We start from the raw sequence: 17,004 nt of genomic DNA, 5'->3' as shown, positions 1-17,004 counted from the left end.
ACCATGAACACCTGGTCGGTGCCCGGGTACACGGAATCCCGGGAGCTCGGTTCCGGAGGATGCGGGCGTGTCGTGCTCGCCGTGCACGACGCCACCGGCGTTCCGGTGGCGGTGAAGTACCTCAACGAGCGGCTGCGCGCGGACACCGGCTTCGTACGGGAGTTCCGCGCGGAGGCCCAGCTGCTGGGCGGCCTCGACTCCCCGTACGTGGTGCGGCTGCACGAGTACGTCGAGTCCCCGCAGGGCGCGGCCATCGTGATGGAGCTGGTCGACGGGGTCGCGCTGCGCGCCCTGCTGCTGCGGGAGGGCGCGACCGGCCCGGAGGCGGCGCTGGCGGTGCTGAAGGGTTCGCTGCTGGGGCTGGCCGCCGCCCACGGCGCGGGGGTGGTCCACCGGGACTACAAGCCGGAGAACGTGCTGGTGGCGGTGGACGGCTCGTCCAAGCTCGTCGACTTCGGCATCGCCGCGGGCCGCGGCACCACGCCGGGCGTGGCGGGCACACCCGCCTACATGGCCCCCGAGCAGTGGCACGGCGAGCCCGCGTCGCCCGCGGCCGACGTGTACGCGGCCACCGCGACGTTCTACGAATGCCTCACGGGCCACAAGCCGTTCCGCGGCGAGAACATCGCGGAGCTGGCGCTCCAGCACATCGGCGCGCCCGTCCCCGAGGACGACGCGCCGGAGCCCGTAAGGCCCCTGATCCGCCGGGGACTTGCCAAGTCGCCCGGCCGGCGGCCGGCGAACGCGGCGGCGTTCGTGGCCGAACTCGAGGAGATCGCGGGAGCGGCGTACGGCCCCGACTGGGAGGAGCGCGGGCAGCGCAGACTGGCGGCGCTGGCCGCGCTGCTGCCCCTGCTGCTGCCTTCGGGCGGCCGGGCCGCCGAAGCGGCCGACACCGCCACGACCGCGATCGGCGAAGGCACGGGTGAAGGCGCGGGCATCGGCACCGGGGCCCACCCCGCCGGACGGCTGCCGCCGGCGCTGCGCAAGGCCCTCGCGGGGGCGGCCGCCCTGGCCGTCGCGGCCGCGATCGCCGTCAGTGCCCGGGCGGGCGAGGGAGGTTCGCCGGAGACGGCAGCCCGGGCGGTCGCCACCACCAGCGCACTGCCGTCCGGGGGCGGTGCGCCGTCCACGGAGGCGGGCGGGACCACCGGCGCGCCGGGACCGGCGGATTCACCGGCTCCCGCCTCTCCCCCGGCCTCCGCGAGCGCGGACACCGGGCCCTCCGCGCCCTCGCCCGCCACATCCGCCACGTCCGCCACGTCCGCCACGCCGACGGAGTCCGCCGCACCGCCTTCCGTGCCACCCTCTCAGCCGCCGGCCCGGCCGGTCAGCAGTCCGCCGCCGACGGTCGTTCCCGTGCGGGTGAAGTCCGTCGACGTCACCGGCTTCCGGCAGACCGGTACGGCGACAGCGGCCGCCACCGTCGAGGTCGTGACGGACGGAACGGGCCCGGTGACGATCACCGTCTCCTGGTCCACCGGAGACGTGAAAGGCGAACCGGGGGCCGCCGAGAGCACCGAGTCGTTCGAGCGGAGCGGCGCCACCGGCTACACCCTGGCACTGGACCACACGTACCAGGGCACGGGCTGCTACTGGACCGTCCGGGCGAGCACCGGTCCCGCGGCGGCGAGCGGCGTTTCCACCCGTCAGCTGCTGACCAGGAGGGGGTGCCCGATCCCGTGAACCACCGGCCCGCGCCTCCCGGCGACGACGACCACGGCTGCGACTACGACTACGACTACAGCGCGACCGAGCTGGCGAGCCACTGGTTCCAGCGGCCCGGGCCTGCTGCCGTTCCCGACCGGGTCGAGGGCGACGTGCTGCGCTTCGGCCCCGGTGTGACCGCGTCCGTCCGGCAGCACGGCGGCGGGCCCACGGCCGCCGCCGTGTGGCACGGGACGCTCGCGGGTCAGCAGGCCGCCCCGGGCCGGCCCCCGCACCGGCGACGCCGTGCGATGCGGCGGTACGCCTCGGCCGCTCTCGTCCTGGCGCTCGTGCTCGGTTTCCTCGCCTGGCAGCGGTTCGGACCGCGGGTGGCCGTGCGGGACGTGACCGTGACGGCGCCGCCCGAGGGGCCGGGCTGCGACGGGACGGTCGATGTCGTGGGCGTGGTGCGCACCGACGGACGGCCGGGCACGCTGACGTACCGGTGGGTGCGCAGCGACGGAACCCGTTCGGGCGTGCTGCGCCACGAGGTGACCCGCGGCCGGCAGCAGGCCCGTCTGCACCTGCTGTGGACGTTCCACGGCAGGGGCGAGTACCGGGCCGGCGCCGAGCTCCACATCATTTCGCCGTCCCGGCACACCGCCGACGCGTCGTTCGTCTACCGCTGTCCGTGACGCATGGACTCATTCACTGCACACGCATTTCATTGAAGCGCTTCGACAATGCTCTGGACATCGCGCAAGGCAGGGAATTACGCTCTGCACCAGTTGCTCGTCACCGACACGCCCGGCTCAGTCGAAGCGCTTCAGCACTGGAGATAGTCCATGGTCACCCTTGCCGACGTGGCGCAGCACGCCGGAGTCTCGGCCAGCACGGTGAGCTATGTCCTCAGCGGCAAGCGGACCATCTCCGCGGTCACCCGCGAACGCGTCGAGCGGAGCATCGCGGAACTCGGCTACCACCCCAACGCGGGGGCCCGTGCGCTGGCGAGCAGCAGATCCAACATCATCGCCCTGATGATGCCGTTGCGCATGGACATGTACGTGCCCGTGATGACGGAGATCGCCATCGCGATCGCCACGCACGCCCGCTCCTTCGGGTACGACGTCCTGATGCTCACGGGCGAGGAGGGCCCGGAGGCGGTGCGCCGGGTGGTGGGCAGCGGTCTCGCCGATGCCATGATCCTCATGGACGTCGAACTCGAGGACGCCCGGCTGCCGTTGCTCCGCCAGAGCGGACGGCCCGCGGTGCTGATCGGCCTGCCCGCCGAGACCACCGGCCTGACCTGTGTGGATCTGGACTTCGCCGAGGCCGGTGCGCTGTGCGCGGAGCACCTCGCCGGCCTCGGACACCGCGAGATCGCCGTGATCGGTGAGGCCCCGGCCGTCTACGAGCGGCGGACGGGCTTCGCGGAGCGGACCATCGACGGGCTCAGGGCACGTGCGCGCTCGCTCGGGCTGCGCGTGCTGCACCGCCCCTCCGAGGGCGGCTACGCGGCGATGGCCGGCACACTCGCCCAGATCTTCACCGAACGCCCCGACACCACGGGCTTCGTCGTACAGAACGAGACAGCCGTCGAACCGCTGATCGGTCTGCTGCGCCAGAACCGGCGGGCCGTGCCCGAGGACATCTCGGTGGTCGCCGTCTGCCCGGAGCAGGTGGCCGTCCAGGGGTCCGTGCGGCTCACCTCCGTAGCCGTCCCGGCGCGGGAGATGGCCCGGCACGCCGTCGAGCATGTGATCGCCAAGATCGAGGACCGGGCGGGCGACCAGGTGGTCCTTCTGGAGCCCGAACTCACGGTGCGCGCCAGCTCCGGTCCCGCGCCCGTCTCCGGCTGAACATCCCTGCCCCGCTTCCTTCGTCCCGCATACGGCCCCGTATGCCTTCACTCCCCAGGAGTCCGTCCGTGGACCAGTCAGCGAGTCTTGCCCAGTCCTCCCCCACCGTCGGCACGTTTCGCGAGGACGCCGGGGCCCTCGAGTGGAGCGGGCGCCGGGAGACCGTGCGCATCGAACCGTGGGGGCCCGACGCCGTCCGGGTCCGGGCCACGCTCGGCGGTCCGCTGCTGGACGGCCTTCCGGGTGCGCTGCTCGGCTCGCCGCCCCCCGCCGCGGCCACCGTCAAGATCGAGCAAGGACGCGGGCGAGTGGTCAACGGCGCGCTGACCGCGGAGATCGATGCCGAGGGCATGGTGCGGTTCACCGCCACCGACGACGGGCGCGAACTCCTCGCGGAGGAACGCGCGCACTTCTGGTGGCCCGGCCCCCGCCTGTACACACCGGGCGGCAACGGCTACCACCGCCTGGAGCAGCGCTTCGCCGCCTACGAGGACGAGAAGCTGTACGGCCTCGGGCAGCACCAGCACGGCCTGTTCGACCAGAAGGGCGCCGTCGTCGACCTGGTCCAGCGCAACGCGGAGGTCAGCATCCCGGTGCTCACCTCCAGCCGGGGCTACACCCTGCTGTGGAACAACCCGGCCATCGGCCGGGTCGAGCTCGCGCAGACGGGCACTCGCTGGGTGGCCGACAGCGCACGCCAGATCGACTACTGGATCACCGCGGGCGACCCGGCGCCCGCCCAGGAGCGCTACTCGGCGGTGACCGGCCGGACGCCGATGCTCCCGGAGTGGGCGGCCGGCTTCTGGCAGTGCAAGCTCCGCTACCGCACCCAGGAGGAACTGCTGTCCGTGGCCCGCGAGTACAAGCGGCGCGGGCTGCCGATCGACGCGATCGTCTGCGACTTCTTCCACTGGACGCACCTCGGCGAGTGGAAGTTCGACCCGGCCGAGTGGCCCGACCCGGCGGCCATGACCCGCGAACTGGAGGAGCTCGGCATCAGGCTGGTGGTCTCCGTGTGGCCGTCGGTGTCGCCGCTGAGCGAGAACCACGCACCGATGGAGCAGCTGGGCCACTTCATCGGGACGGAGTACGGCCCCATCGCGCACGCCGACTGGCCGGACAAGGAGGTCGCGGAGCCGGTGCAGGTCGCGTTCTACGACGCGACGAACCCGGCGGCGCGCGACTTCGTCTGGTCGCGGGTGCGGGAGAACTACCTCGAGCCGTACGGCATCCGCTCGTTCTGGCTGGACGCCTGCGAACCGGAGCTCAAGCCCGGCTTCTCCGCCAACCTGCGCTACCATGCGGGACCCGGCCTGGAGGTCGGCAACCTCTATCCCCGCGAGAACGCGCGCACCTTCTACGAGGGGATGCTGGCCGCGGGCGAAGAGGAGGTCGTCACCCTCAACCGCTCGGCGTGGGCCGGCAGCCAGCGCTACGGGGCGGCCCTGTGGTCCGGTGACATCGGCACCGACTTCGCCACCCTGCGGCGCCAGATCGCCGCGGGCCTCAACACCGCGCTCTCCGGCATCCCGTGGTGGAACACCGACATCGGCGGCTTCCACGGCGGCGACCCGGACGACGAGGCGTACCGCGAGGTCATGGTCCGCTGGTTCCAGTTCGGTGCGCTGTCCCCGCTGATGCGGCTGCACGGCTTCCGCGACCCGGGCATGCCCCTCGGGCCGTCGATGACCGGCGGCCCCAACGAAATCTGGTCGTACGGCGAGCGGGCCGGGGAGATCCTGGCGTGGTACCTCGGGCTGCGGGAGCGCCTGAAGCCGTACGTTCTGGAGCAGATGCGGGCGGCCCACGAGAAGGGCGTGCCGCCGATGCGCCCGCTGTTCCTGGAGTTCCCGGACGACGAGAAGACGTGGGACGTGGCCGACGCCTACCTGTTCGGCCCCGATCTGCTGGTGGCGCCGGTGCTGGAGGCGGGGGCGACGAGCCGTACGGCGTACCTCCCTGCCGGGGCGCGGTGGACGGACGCCTGGACGGGCGAGGAGTACGAGGGCGGGCGCGCGGTGACGGTGGACGCGCCGCTGGAGCGTATCCCGCTGTTCCTCAGGGACGGCGCGGCGCTGCCGATCGCGCCGTGACATGCGACCGCGGTGCGGCCGGCGGCGAGCCGGCCGCACCGCGGCGCGTTGCTTCGACGTCAGCTCGATCGCACGCCGAAGTCGTGGGTCACGAAGTCCAGTCCGCCCGGCGACGAGGTGATCTCGTAGCCGAACTGGACATCGCCGACGGTCACGTCACCGATCCATCCCTTGGTGTTCTTCAGCCAGCCGAGCACGGCCTTGAGGTCGACCGTGCCGGAGGTGGAGTCACCGGTGCGCAGGAACGAGTAGACGGCGTTGGCGCCGTTGTCGCCCCGGTAGACGTCCCAGGTGTGGCCGCCGAGGCTCACCCTTCCCTGTGCGGTGCCCAGCGGCCCGACCGGGCCGTGGTGGTTGACCCACAGCATGATCTCGTGGTCGTAGCCGCTGTCCCAGATGTCGTACGCGGTGTTGTACGCGCCGGCGGCGGGGACCGAGACGTTGTAGTGGCTGGTGAGTGTGGAGATGGCGCCGATCTTCTTGTTCACGACCTTCTTGGCGTTCGGATAGGACTTGATCCCGCCGGTGCCGGGGTGGTCGGCCCAGACGCCCCAGTCGGTGGCCGAGTCGGCCCAGATGGTCTGGGGTCCGGCTCCCGAGCCCCAGATGTTGTTGTAGAGGGTGTAGCCGCCGCTGTTCCAGGTGCCCCAGCGGTCGGAGGAGTACCAGACGGCCGCGTGCGCCGGGGCGGACGCGAGGCCGACGACGGCGAGCAGCGCGAGGAGCGGAGCGAGCGCCGCGCGCCTCAGTGCCCGGCGTGCGCCCTGTGTGGGGTGTGCCATGGAGTCCCTTCCATGGGTGGGGGGATCACGTCCTCGTGGGAAAGGAGAGGACGTGCTTCTCGTCGGCGACGAGAGTCAGGGGGAAGCGGTCCGGTCCGGCGACCACTTCGACGGTCCGGTCGACGGGTGACCGCAGCTCGGCGGTGACCAACCCGTCGCGCCAGCTCAGGTCGAGCCGGGCCCCGAAGCGGGTGCGGACGCCCCGCAGGGTGCCTGCCCGGCAGCCGGGCGGCACGGCGGGCAGGAGCACCAGGCGGCTCGGGGTCGACTGGACCAGGCATTCGAGGAGTACGGCGGGGAGCGCGTGCGCGGCGTCGGCGTTGTACACGTCACGACCGGGGTAGTGCGCGCTCATCAGCGAGTCGTGGAAGAAGTCGCCGCCCAGCACCTCGCCCAGGGCCCGCCCGGCCCGGTCGCCGTCGCGGAGCCGGGCGGCGACGAGCGCGGTGTGCAGATGTCCGTGCGCCGAGTCGTTCTCGGCGCCGCGCAGTTCCAGCGCCCGGCGGGCGGCCGCCGCGAGGTCCGGGGTGTCGTAGGGGTTGATCTCGTCGAGCGGCCACACCGGGTACAGATGGCTGATGTGCCGGTGGTCGTACGTGTCCTCCAGGCCGGGCCGGGCCCATTCGGCCAGCGCGCCGTCGTCGTTGACGCGGTAGCCGGGCAGCCGACCGGCCAGCTCCCGCCAGTGCGCGGCCCGTGGATGGCCGGGGTTGTGCGCGGCGGCCGTGGTCAGGGCGTGCCGGGCGGCGGCGATGTCCATCGTCGCGTCGGCGGTGCCCCAGCTCGCGTTGGCCGGACGGTTCTCCGGCGAGTACGAGGGGACGACGGTGAGCCGTCCGCCGGGCCCGGCGGGGATGAGGAAGTCCTCGTAGAACGCAGCAACCTCTGCCAGGGCGGGCGCCAGCCGGGGGTCGGGCGCGCCGCCGGCCAGGGCCTCGTCGAGCAGTGGCAGCAGCAGCCAGTCGGCGCCCGCGGTCCACAGATGCAGCGGGTAGGCGCGCCGGAAGTGCCGGGTGTGGCCGGATTCCCCGTCGGTGTGGGAGGGCGCCACGACACCGCGGGCGCCGAAGACCGCGCGGGCGTTGTCGCGCCAGTCGCCGAACTGGCCGTGGACCAGCTCGGCGTGGGCCGCCGAGACTTCGGGGAGCGCGGCGACGGCGGCGGACGCGATCTGCAGATTGAGGTTGGCGTTCGTGGTGAACGCGCCGGACCAGGCGGTGTTCCAGTCGCCGGTCCACAGGCCCACCAGGCGGGGCGGCAGCATGCCGCTGGACGACAGCAGGTGGTAGCGGCCCGCGGCGAAGAGCCGCTCCAGCAGTGCGGCACCGGCGGGCCCGCGCAGCAGTTCGCTGCCCGGCAGCGCCCGCTCCGACGGGTCGGCGTCCAGGCGGAGCCCGGCACGCTCGTAGGCGCCCCGGTGCGGCGGGAGATGGCGTTCGAGGAGGCGTGCGTACAGGTCCGCGGAGTCTGTCGTGAGCAGCCGGCGGAGGGCCACGGCCTGCTCCGGCGCGGGGTCGAGGTCCGCCGGGTGGCGCTCGACCCGGGTCAGCAGCAGAACCGAGGAGGCGCCGGTCACCCGCAGACCGTTCCCGGTCCGCGTGGTGCTTCCACCGGTGACGGCGGCCAGGGTGGTGCCCGTGAAGGAGGTCCGGCCGTTCGGGTAGTCGGTGCGCAGGCACAGCAGGGCGGTGCCAAATTTGTCGTCCTCCGGGGTGGTCGAGCGGGTGAACCGCAGCCCGCCGGGAAGGCCGGGCAGGTGCTCGTCGAGCGTGAGGTCGGCGCTGAGGCCGCCCGGTTCCGTCACCGTCCGATGGACGATCACGTCGTCGGCGCGCGAGACGAACACCTCGCTGCGCCAGGCGCCGCGCACGGCGGTCACCACGCCGGAGGTGAAGTCCACTTCCCTGCGGTACTGTCCCGCACCGGCCGCGACCACGCCGGTGTGCCGGACGCGGACCTGGAAGGCGGGGTGGAAGGGCTGCACCCACAGGTGCGGGTACCCGGCCCCGAAGCGCTCGGCGGCCGTCGTGTCACCGGCCAGCAGCGCGTCCTGGAGCTCCCGCAGTCCGGCCGCCAGCTCCGGCGGGCCGGCCGTCTCGCTCCCGTTGGGGCACACCAGGGTGTGGTGGTTGACGACGACACGCTCGTCGCCGAGGTCTCCGTACGCCATGGCGCCGTGCCGGCCGTTGCCGCTGAGGAAGGCGTCCTCCCACCGCGCCGCAGGGCGCGGTTCCCAGGTTCCGTGCCTCACGGCCGTTCTTCCTTCAGTACGGCCACGCCGTGGCGGCCCAGGCGGACCGGGCCGTCGGTCATCTCGCCGGTGAGCAGGTCCCGGTGGTGCCCCGGCACGGTGACGGTGACCGGTCCGGGAGCGTGGTTGAGGAGGAAGAGCAGGTCTCCCCGGCGTACTGCCTCCAGCCCGGCCGGCCGGTCCGCCAGCACGGGCCGGACCCCGGCGTCGTCGGCGACGCGTGCGAGCAGGTCCCGCAGGGGCGCGGGACCGGGGAGTGTCGAGACGTACCAGGCACTGCCCCGGCGCAGGACGGCGGGCAGTCCGGCGAGTTCGCCGCTGCTGTAGACGGCGACCGTGTCGGCGGTGGAGGCCTGGAGTTCCTCCGACCACACGGTTCCCTCGAAGGGCTCGGGTCCGTCGCAATCGACCGTCTCGCCGGCCTCCAGCGGCCACCATTCGTGGACCGTCGCGATGCCGAAGAGTTCCCGGAGCCGCTCGTCCATGCCGCCGGGCCGGATGCGGTTGTCACCGTCCGCGGCGCCGGTGAGGAAGCCCGACACGAGCGTGCCGCCGCCGCGGACGTAGCCGACGAGATTGTCGACGGCGGTGTCGGTCAGCAGGTACAGATGGGGCACGACGACGAGGCGGTAGGCGCCGAGGTCGTGCTCGGGGTGGGCGAAGTCGGTGGCCAGGCCCGCCTCCCACAGGGCGCGGTGCCAGGCCCGGACGACGGCCGGGTGGTCGAGTTCGCGGGACAGCCGGCCCTCCTGGTCGCCCGCCCACCACGAGTTCCAGTCGTGCAGGATCGCCACGTCGGCGGACACACCGGCGCCTGCGACATGCTCGCCGATCCCCGACAGGTCCGCGCCGATCTGCTTGATCTCCTGGTACGTGCGGCCCTGTTCACCGGCGTGGGTGACCATCGCCGAGTGGAACTTCTCCGCGCCCTGCCTGGACTGCCGCCACTGGAAGTAGCAGACGGCGTCCGCGCCGCGCGCCACGGCCTGCATCGACCAGAGGCGGTTCAGTCCGCGGGGCTTGGGATGGTTCACGCCCCGGAAGTTGACCGGTCCCGCCGCCTGTTCCATCAGCATCCACGGCCCGCGCGCCTGCGAGCGGGTCATGTCCTGGATCATCGCGCCGTACTGCCCGCCCAGCGGATCGCGCGGGTCCGGATAGCTGTCGACGGAGACGACGTCCTCCTCTTCGGCCCACCGCCAGGCGTCCTGACCGGTCCAGAAGGCCATGAAGTTGGTGGTGACCGGCAGCCGCGGGGTGCGGGCCGAGACGATGTCCCGCTCGGCGACGTAGCACTCGAGGAGTGCGTCGGAGGTGAACCGCCGGAAGTCCAGCGTGCAGGCGGGGTTGCGCAGGTACTGGGCCCTGCGGGGTGGGATGATCTCCTCCCAGTCGCCGTAGCGCTGGCTCCAGAAGGCGGTGCCCCAGGCGTCGTTGAGGGCGTCGAGGGACGGGTACTTCGCCCGCAGCCAGCGGCGGAAGTGTCGGGCGGTCTCCTCGCAATAGCAAAACGTGCAGTACTCGTTGTTGATGTGCCACATCCGCAGCGCCGGGTGGTCGCCGTAGCGTGCCGCGAGGTCCTCGGTGATCGCCGCCGCGTACTCCCGGTAGACCGGGGAACTCGGGCAGAAGTGCTGGCGGGACCCGTACCAGATCACCGATCCGTCCTCGCCGCGCGGCAGTGTCTCGGGGTGCCGGGAGCCCATCCACGGCGGCGGCGAGGCGGTCGGCGTGGCGAGGACAACACCGATGCCGTTGCCGTGCATCAGGTCCGTCAGCCGGTCGAGCCAGCCGAACTCGCGGGCTCCCGGGCGGGGTTCGATCCTGGCCCAGGAGAACACCCCGAGCGTGACCGAGTTGACCCCGGCCTGCTTCATCAGCCGTACGTCCTCGTGCCAGGTCTCTTCCGGCCACTGCTCGGGGTTGTAGTCGCCGCCGAAGAACACACGGCGGCCGGTGGCGTCGTTCAGGGAGGGCATGACCGGAACTCGCTTCGTCGCGGGAGGGGTGCGGGGGAAGGGGGAGGTCAGGCAGGGTCGGCGTACTGGATGCCGCGGCCGTTGGTCCCGAGATAGACGCGGCCGTGGCGGCGTGGATCGCCGGTGATGGTCTCCCCGATCCACCCCCACTGGTGGGCGTCGTCGTTGATCCGCGTCCAGGAGGCGCCCTCGTCGTCGGACCGGTACACGGCGGTGATCTGTTCGGTCGCGCCGACCTGGAAGACGGCCGGGTAACGGGCGCCGGCGGCGGCCTTGCCGAAGCCGAGGCTGTAGGAGGCCCAGCAGCTGGTGATCCTGGTGAAGGTCCGCCCTCCGTCGGTGGACCGGAACAGCCCGTTCCATTTGGCCGAGAGCCACAGGTCGCCGCAGCGGCCAGGTGCCGCCGCGATCCGGAACTGGCTGTCGCCCGAGGCCAGCCCGTCCGCACCGGCGGTGAACGTCCGCCCGCCGTCGGTCGAGCGGTACACGGTGCCCGCGGCGGTGTCGTACGCGTAGAAGTGCCGTGGGTCCACGGGATCGGCGACCGGCGTGGCGCCCTTGGGGAACGTGGGTACCTCGGCCCAGGTTGTTCCACCGTCGGCGGAGCGGTGGGTGGCGTGCGTGGAACCGTCCCAGTGGACGAACGACCACAGCAGGACCCGGCCGTCGGCGCTCACGGCGATCGGCCCGGGGGCGGTGGCGGCGATCTCCGGCTGGCTCCTGAAGGGCTGCCAGGTCCTGCCGCCGTCGTGGGAGTACGCGCCGCCTGCGCCGGAGGCCCAGCCGGTCCGCACCACGTACGAGGGCTTCCGGGCCGCCAGCGCGAGGCCGGTGGCGGTTCCGAAGACCGGGTTGCCGGCCATGCCGCGCGAGGGCGAGGCGGTGAGCGAGTCGTGGTACATGACGCCGATGTCGCCCAGGCCGCTGATCAGACGGGCTCTGCCGGTCGGCGGGGACACCAGCTGCCGTACGGAACTCTCCTCCAGCCCGCGGATCTCCGGGGCCCAGTGGACCAGGTCGCGGGTGCCGTAGAGGGTGGCGCCGGTGCCGTAGACGATGTGCCGGGAGTCGAACGGGTCGACGGCGACCGTCTGGATCCACCAGCCGAACTTGGGCTGCGGCTCGCCCCAGCGGAGGTAGGGCGTCTCGGAGACGTCCAGGACGGCGGAGTCCTTCAGGGAGACCCAGCTGCGTCCGCCGTCGGTGGACCGGAACACGGTGTCGACCTGCGCCCAGCGGTTGTTGGTCGTCACCACCACGGTGCCGGGGCGGCGGGCGTCGACGGCGACACCGCCGTAGGCGAAGGTGTCGCGCGACCCGTCGTCGGCGGTGCCGCCGGGGCGGACGGGGGTGACGTCGGTCCAGGCGCCGGTGACCGTGTCGAGCCGGTGCACACCGCCGTCGCTCTGGCCGTTGGGACCCGGCGCGTCGGCGAAGGTGACGTAGAGCGCGTGGCTCGCCTCGTCGTACGCCGCTCGGATCGGCACACGGGCCGCCGCCCCGCCCGGCAGGCCGGGGACGTCCTCCCAGCGGACGCCGTCGCGGGAGCGGCGCAGGGTCGCACCGCCGTCGGCCCAGGAGGCGTACAGCACGCGTCCGGCGGCGACCAGGAACGTGACGCCCTGCCCGGTCGGGGAGGGCTCCGCGGGGAAGTCGGCCCGTGCCCACGTGGCGCCGCGGTCGGTGGACCGCCACAGACCGTCGTGGCGGCTGCCGAGCCACAGCGTGTCACTGTCCCTCGGATCGACGATCAGGCGCTCGCCGGCGCCGCGGCCGTCCTCGTTGGCGCCGAGCTTGACCGGCAGATCGGTGCGCGACCAGGTGGTCCCCCGGTCGTCGGAGCGCAGCACGGCGCCGTTGCCCGCCCAGCTCTGGGTGTAGGTGCCGACGGCGAGGTAGAGCCGGTCGGGGTGGTGCGGGTCGACGGCCATCGCCTCGACGCCGAGGAGGTTGTGGTCGTCCCAGCCGAGGTCGTCGTTGAGCGGCGTCCAGGACCGCTTGCGCGCGTCCCACCGGTAGGCTCCGCCGATGTCGGTGCGGGCGTAGGCGAGGCCCTCGACACGAGGGTGGAACAGGACACCCGTGACGAAGCCGGTGCCACCGATGACGACGTTGCGCCAGCGGTGCGCCTGGGTCGCTCCTGCTGCGGCGGGCTGCTTCACCGTACCGGCCGGGCTGTCGGCGGCCGTGGCCGTGCCGTGCAGGGCCGGTACGGCGGCGAGACCGGCGGCGGCGCCGGCGGTGAGGACGGCGCGCCTGCCGGGGCGGCTCGGTGGCAGGAACATGGCGGTTACCTCTATCCGTGAGCGGCGAGTGGGGGGTGGTGGCCGCCGTGTCCGACCGTTGTCAGGTACGGAGGGACACGGCGGCGGCTTGTGGGACGCGCCGAGGAGGGTCAGGGGCCCGCGGCGGCAGGCGGCTCCGGCGTCAGCCCTTGACCGCGCCGGTGAGCATGCCCTTCTTGAAGTGACGCTGGACGAACGGCGAGAGCACGGCGACCGGCAGCAGGGCGAGCACCATGACGGCCATCTGGATGGACAGGGGCGAGAGCTGGCCGGTGTTGATGGCCTGCGCGAGTCCCGTGGGCCGTTCCTGCCTGAGGACCAGCTGCATCATCACGTTCTGCAGCGGCATCATGTCCTGGTCGCTCAGATAGATGGAGGCGTTGAACCAGGCACTCCAGTATCCGACCGCGTAGAACAGCGAGATGACGGCCAGCACCGCGCGTGACAGCGGCATGACGATCTTCCACAGGATCCGTACGTCGCCCGCGCCGTCGATCCGTGCGCTGTCGATGAGTTCGGGCGCCACGCTCATGAAGAAGGAGCGCAGGACGAGGATGTTGAAGACGTTCACCGCGCTGGGGAGGATCAGCGCCAGGTAGGTGTCGGTCAGTCCGAGCCCCTGCACCAGCAGATAGGTCGGGATGAGTCCCGCGCCGAAGAACATCGTGGCGAGCAGGATCATCAGCAGCGGCCGGTGCAGCACCGAACCGCTGCGGGAGAGTCCGTAGGCGCACAGGACCGACACCGTCATGCTGAACAGCGTGCCGACGACCGTGACGCCGAGGCTCACCGTCGCCGCGCGGGTGACCTGGCCACCGCTGAGCAGCTCCTGGTAGGCGACGAAGGTGACACCGCGGGGAACGACGACCAGGCCGCCCGCCTCCGTGATCGTTTTCACCGACGACACGCTGGTCACGACGACGATCCACAGCGGGAAGAGGACGGCTGCGCAGGCCAGTGCCAGGACCAGTCCCTTCGCCGTGAGCCCCGCGGGGCGCGGCTCCTCCTCCCAGGCCGGCCGCAGCCGGCCGCGGGTGCCCGCACGGCGCTTGGACGGGAGAACGAGACTCATCGCTTGTACACCCCCTGTTCGCCCATCATGTGAGCGACCTTGTTGGCCCCCAGCACCAGGCAGAGGCCGAAGATTCCCTTGACGATGCCGACGGCGGCCGCGTAGCTGAAGTCACCGAACTGGATGCCGACGTTCCAGACGTAGGTGTCGAGTACCTCCGCGGCGGTGGGGCCGACGGCGGTGCGCTGGAGGAGGATCTGCTCGAAGCCCACAGTCAGGGCGTTGCCGACCTGGAGGACCAGCAGCAGGGCCACCACCGGACGCAGCGCGGGCAGTGTCACGTGCCACATGCGCCGCCATCGTGAGGCACCGTCCATCGCGGCGGCCTCGTACAGGTCGGTGCTGACGGCGGACAGCGCGGCGAGGAAGACGATGACGCCCCATCCGGCGTCCTTCCAGACCATCTCGAAGGTGACGAGGAACTTGAACAGTCCCGGGTTCGTCATCAGGTCGATGCCCTCGTGGCCGTGTTCGCGCAGGGTCTGCGCGAGCATGCCGGCACCGCCGAACATCTGCTGGAAGATGGTGACGACCAGCACCCAGGAGAAGAAGTGCGGCAGATACAGGACCGCCTGGGCGACGGCGCGCACCCGGGGCCGGACGAAGCTGTTGATGAGCAGCGCCAGCATGATCGGCACGGGGAAGAACAGGGTGAGCTGGACCAGGAAGATCGCCAGGGTGTTGCCCAGCGCCTGCCGGAACAGCCGGTCCTCGACCATCCGCGTGAAGTGCTCCACGCCCACCCAGGGGCTGCGGGCGATGGCCTGCAACGCGTTGTCGCCGACATAGGGGTCGTAGTCCTGGAAGGCCACGACATTGCCGAGCAGCGGTATGTAGTTGAAGACCAGGACCAGCAGCACGGCAGGCAGCGTCATCAGGATCAGCGTGCGGTCCCGCCGCAGCCGGATCCGCCAGGTGATCCCGCCGGCGGTGCCGCGGCGGGCGGGCGGCGGGTCTTCCGGCGGTCCGGCGGGCGCCTCCTCACCGTCCCCGCACGGCGCTGGGGTGCGGTCGTCGGTGGTACGGGCGGGGCCCGCCACCCTGCTCTGCGACACGTTCTCTCTCCTCGCTCCCCGTCCGCCGGGCGGCCGCTCAGGACGCCTGGCCGCCGGTCTCGTCGAGCAGCCTCCGGTACCAGTCGCGCAGCTGGTCGCCGCCGCGTGAACGCCAGTCGGAGACCGCCTGCTGCATGTCCGCGACCTTCTTGCGGCCACGGACGATGTCCTTCTCGAGGTCCTCGAACTGGCTGCTGAGTTCGGCCCAGCGGTTCGGCTCCTGGATCTGCATGCCGTAGAAGAGGGGCTTGGTGAGGAAGGCGCCCATGCGCTGCTGCCAGCGGACCATGCCCTCGGCGACGTCCGGGTGGTTGGGGTACGCGAAGAACTGCTGGGGGCTCGCGATGTATTCGTAGGTGGCGAACACCTGGTTGTTCCCGGTCTCCGTCTTGGTGATCTCGTCGCCCTCGACGGTGTGGTGCACGCCTTCGACGCCGTAGGCCTTCAGTCGCTGCTCCTTGGTGCCGTAGGGAGCGGCGGTGAAGTTGGCGATGGCGAGGATGTCGCGGACGGTCTGCTCGTCGGCGTCCTTGTTGACGAAGGCCCAGATGTTGGACGGCGAGCCGGCGTAGAGGTGTGGCTTGCCCCCGTCGTGGTGGAAGTAGTCCATGGCGGCCATGGTGAAGCCGGGGTTGTCACCGCGCTGGACCACGGTCTTGCCGTACCAGTCGGAGATGTCCGCGTTGTACATCCACACCTTGCCGGACGCGAACAGGTTGCCCAGGTCGCCGGTCTCGGCCTTGGCGTCGGGGTGGACGAGGCCGGCGGAGTACAGGGAGCGGGACCACTCGAGGGCTTCGAGGTACTCGTCGGTCTCGATCCGGTGGACCAGCTTGTCCCCGACGAGTTTCCAGCAGGTGGGCTTCTCGTCGAGCACGCCGAAGAACCTGTACGCGGCCCAGGTCATGTCACCGCAGCCCCAGACCTTGTTCCGGGCCGAGGTGACCTCCTTGGCGAGGTCGAAGAACTCCTGGGTGGTGGTGGGCGCCTGGTACCCCTTCTCCTTGAAGAGGTCGACCCGGTAGAACGGCGCGATGTTGGGGATGTCGCTCGCCGGCATGGGAAGGCCGCGCAGTTTCCCGCCGAAGACGGCGCGCTGCCAGGCACCGGTGGGAATCGCCGCGAGGTTCGGGTAGTCCTTGACCTTGTCGCCCGACAGATAGGGGCCGAGGTCGGCGAACTTGTTGTTGATCGCGCTGGCTATCTTGCCGCGGAGTTCCCAGCCGGGGACGACCACGGCGTCCGGGATCGAGCTGGAGGCCAGGACCGCGCCGAGCTTCTGCCCGTAGGTGTTGCCGTCCTGGTTCTGCCAGTCGACCTTGACGCCGATGGCCTCGTCCATGGCCGTCCAGTACGGGTTGCCGGACTTGGGCGAGGTGCCCCACATCGGGGCCATGACCGTGACCGCGCTGCCCTTGCCGAGCTTCTGCGGAACCGAGACGGCGAGCTGCGAGGCCGGCAGGGCGGTGGTGAAGCCCACCGCCGAGCCGTTCTTGCTCGGGACGTCGGGCTCCACGACGTCGGACCCCACGAAGGCCGGCAGGATCTCCTGGAGCTTCTTGCCGGTGGTGGTGCCCTCGGAGCGCTCGCCGCCGGACGATCCGCTGCACGCACCGAGCAGCGGCACGCCGCCGGCGACAGCTGCCGCGGCGACCGCGGTGGAGGCGAGGAACGATCTCCGGCTGGGGTTCTGGGCGTTGGGCATGACGTCAACCCTTTCCTCACGCGGGCAGCCGGCGCATGAGTGATCGGCTTCGCGTGGGTGTGTCGGCAAAGTGTGGCGGCGGATGTGTGGCGGCGGTTCAGGACGAGCGGTGGCCTTCTGTGGACTTCGCAGTCGAAGCGCTTCGAAGCTGCAGCGAGGTTAAGTGAGGATGGCAAGCCGTTCAAGAGTCGAAGCGAAATTGACCGTCGGCCCATCACCTTCACGGAACGGGATTCAACGGGAGCAGGCCGATACCGGCCTGCACGTCTTGACACA

The 17,004-nt window shown here is 71.7% G+C and carries 11 protein-coding genes; 4 read left to right on the top strand and 7 right to left on the bottom strand.

Annotated features, from left to right (window positions below; translation table 11 throughout):
* Positions 1–3 precede the first annotated feature (3 nt).
* From OGH68_RS34765 to OGH68_RS34750, 4 genes are all read left to right on the top strand, one after another.
* On the top strand, positions 4–1,686 hold the full coding sequence (locus tag OGH68_RS34765; protein WP_264249514.1) for a serine/threonine-protein kinase: 1,683 nt from the start codon (positions 4–6) through the stop codon (positions 1,684–1,686).
* Positions 1,671–2,342 carry a hypothetical protein gene (locus tag OGH68_RS34760; RefSeq protein WP_264249513.1) on the top strand — a complete coding sequence of 224 codons (672 nt, stop codon included), beginning with the start codon at positions 1,671–1,673 and terminating at the stop codon, positions 2,340–2,342. The genes OGH68_RS34765 and OGH68_RS34760 overlap by 16 nt, the downstream gene beginning before the upstream one ends.
* A 150-nt stretch (positions 2,343–2,492) precedes the next feature.
* A complete protein-coding gene (locus tag OGH68_RS34755; protein ID WP_264249512.1) occupies positions 2,493–3,506 on the top strand; it encodes a LacI family DNA-binding transcriptional regulator in 1,014 nt (337 codons plus the stop codon).
* 41 nt (positions 3,507–3,547) lie between these two features.
* Complete coding sequence (locus OGH68_RS34750; RefSeq protein WP_264249511.1) at positions 3,548–5,599, top strand: glycoside hydrolase family 31 protein; 2,052 nt, start codon at positions 3,548–3,550, stop codon at positions 5,597–5,599.
* A gap of 59 nt (positions 5,600–5,658) precedes the next feature.
* Here OGH68_RS34750 and OGH68_RS34745 read toward each other — a convergent pair whose 3' ends face one another.
* The 7 genes from OGH68_RS34745 to OGH68_RS34715 all read right to left on the bottom strand — a co-directional run bounded on the left by OGH68_RS34745 (position 5,659) and on the right by OGH68_RS34715 (position 16,728).
* Positions 5,659–6,381, bottom strand: coding sequence for a glycoside hydrolase family 12 protein (locus OGH68_RS34745; protein WP_264249510.1), 723 nt, complete (start codon positions 6,379–6,381; stop codon positions 5,659–5,661).
* Between the two features lie 25 nt (positions 6,382–6,406).
* Positions 6,407–8,632 carry a glycoside hydrolase family 95 protein gene (locus OGH68_RS34740; RefSeq protein ID WP_264249509.1) on the bottom strand — a complete coding sequence of 742 codons (2,226 nt, stop codon included), beginning with the start codon at positions 8,630–8,632 and terminating at the stop codon, positions 6,407–6,409.
* On the bottom strand, positions 8,629–10,611 hold the full coding sequence (locus OGH68_RS34735) for a beta-galactosidase (protein ID WP_264249508.1): 1,983 nt from the start codon (positions 10,609–10,611) through the stop codon (positions 8,629–8,631). The genes OGH68_RS34740 and OGH68_RS34735 overlap by 4 nt, the downstream gene beginning before the upstream one ends.
* Before the next feature lie 47 nt (positions 10,612–10,658).
* The gene (locus OGH68_RS34730) at positions 10,659–12,896 is read right to left on the bottom strand and encodes a 1,4-beta-glucanase (RefSeq protein WP_413471068.1); all 2,238 of its coding nucleotides are present in this window, start codon (positions 12,894–12,896) and stop codon (positions 10,659–10,661) included.
* Positions 12,897–13,038: 142 nt separating this feature from the next.
* A complete protein-coding gene (locus OGH68_RS34725; protein ID WP_264249507.1) occupies positions 13,039–13,968 on the bottom strand; it encodes a carbohydrate ABC transporter permease in 930 nt (309 codons plus the stop codon).
* Complete coding sequence (locus OGH68_RS34720; RefSeq protein ID WP_264249506.1) at positions 13,965–15,023, bottom strand: ABC transporter permease; 1,059 nt, start codon at positions 15,021–15,023, stop codon at positions 13,965–13,967. Before OGH68_RS34720 ends, OGH68_RS34725 begins: the two co-directional genes overlap by 4 nt.
* Positions 15,024–15,060: 37 nt before the next feature.
* Entirely contained in the window at positions 15,061–16,728 is a 1,668-nt protein-coding gene (locus OGH68_RS34715; protein ID WP_264249504.1) for an extracellular solute-binding protein, read from the bottom strand.
* Positions 16,729–17,004: the final 276 nt, after the last annotated feature.

Source organism: Streptomyces peucetius (assembly GCF_025854275.1).
In the GTDB taxonomy this organism is placed as follows: domain Bacteria; phylum Actinomycetota; class Actinomycetes; order Streptomycetales; family Streptomycetaceae; genus Streptomyces; species Streptomyces peucetius_A.
This window is presented reverse-complemented; position numbering and strand designations above follow the sequence as displayed.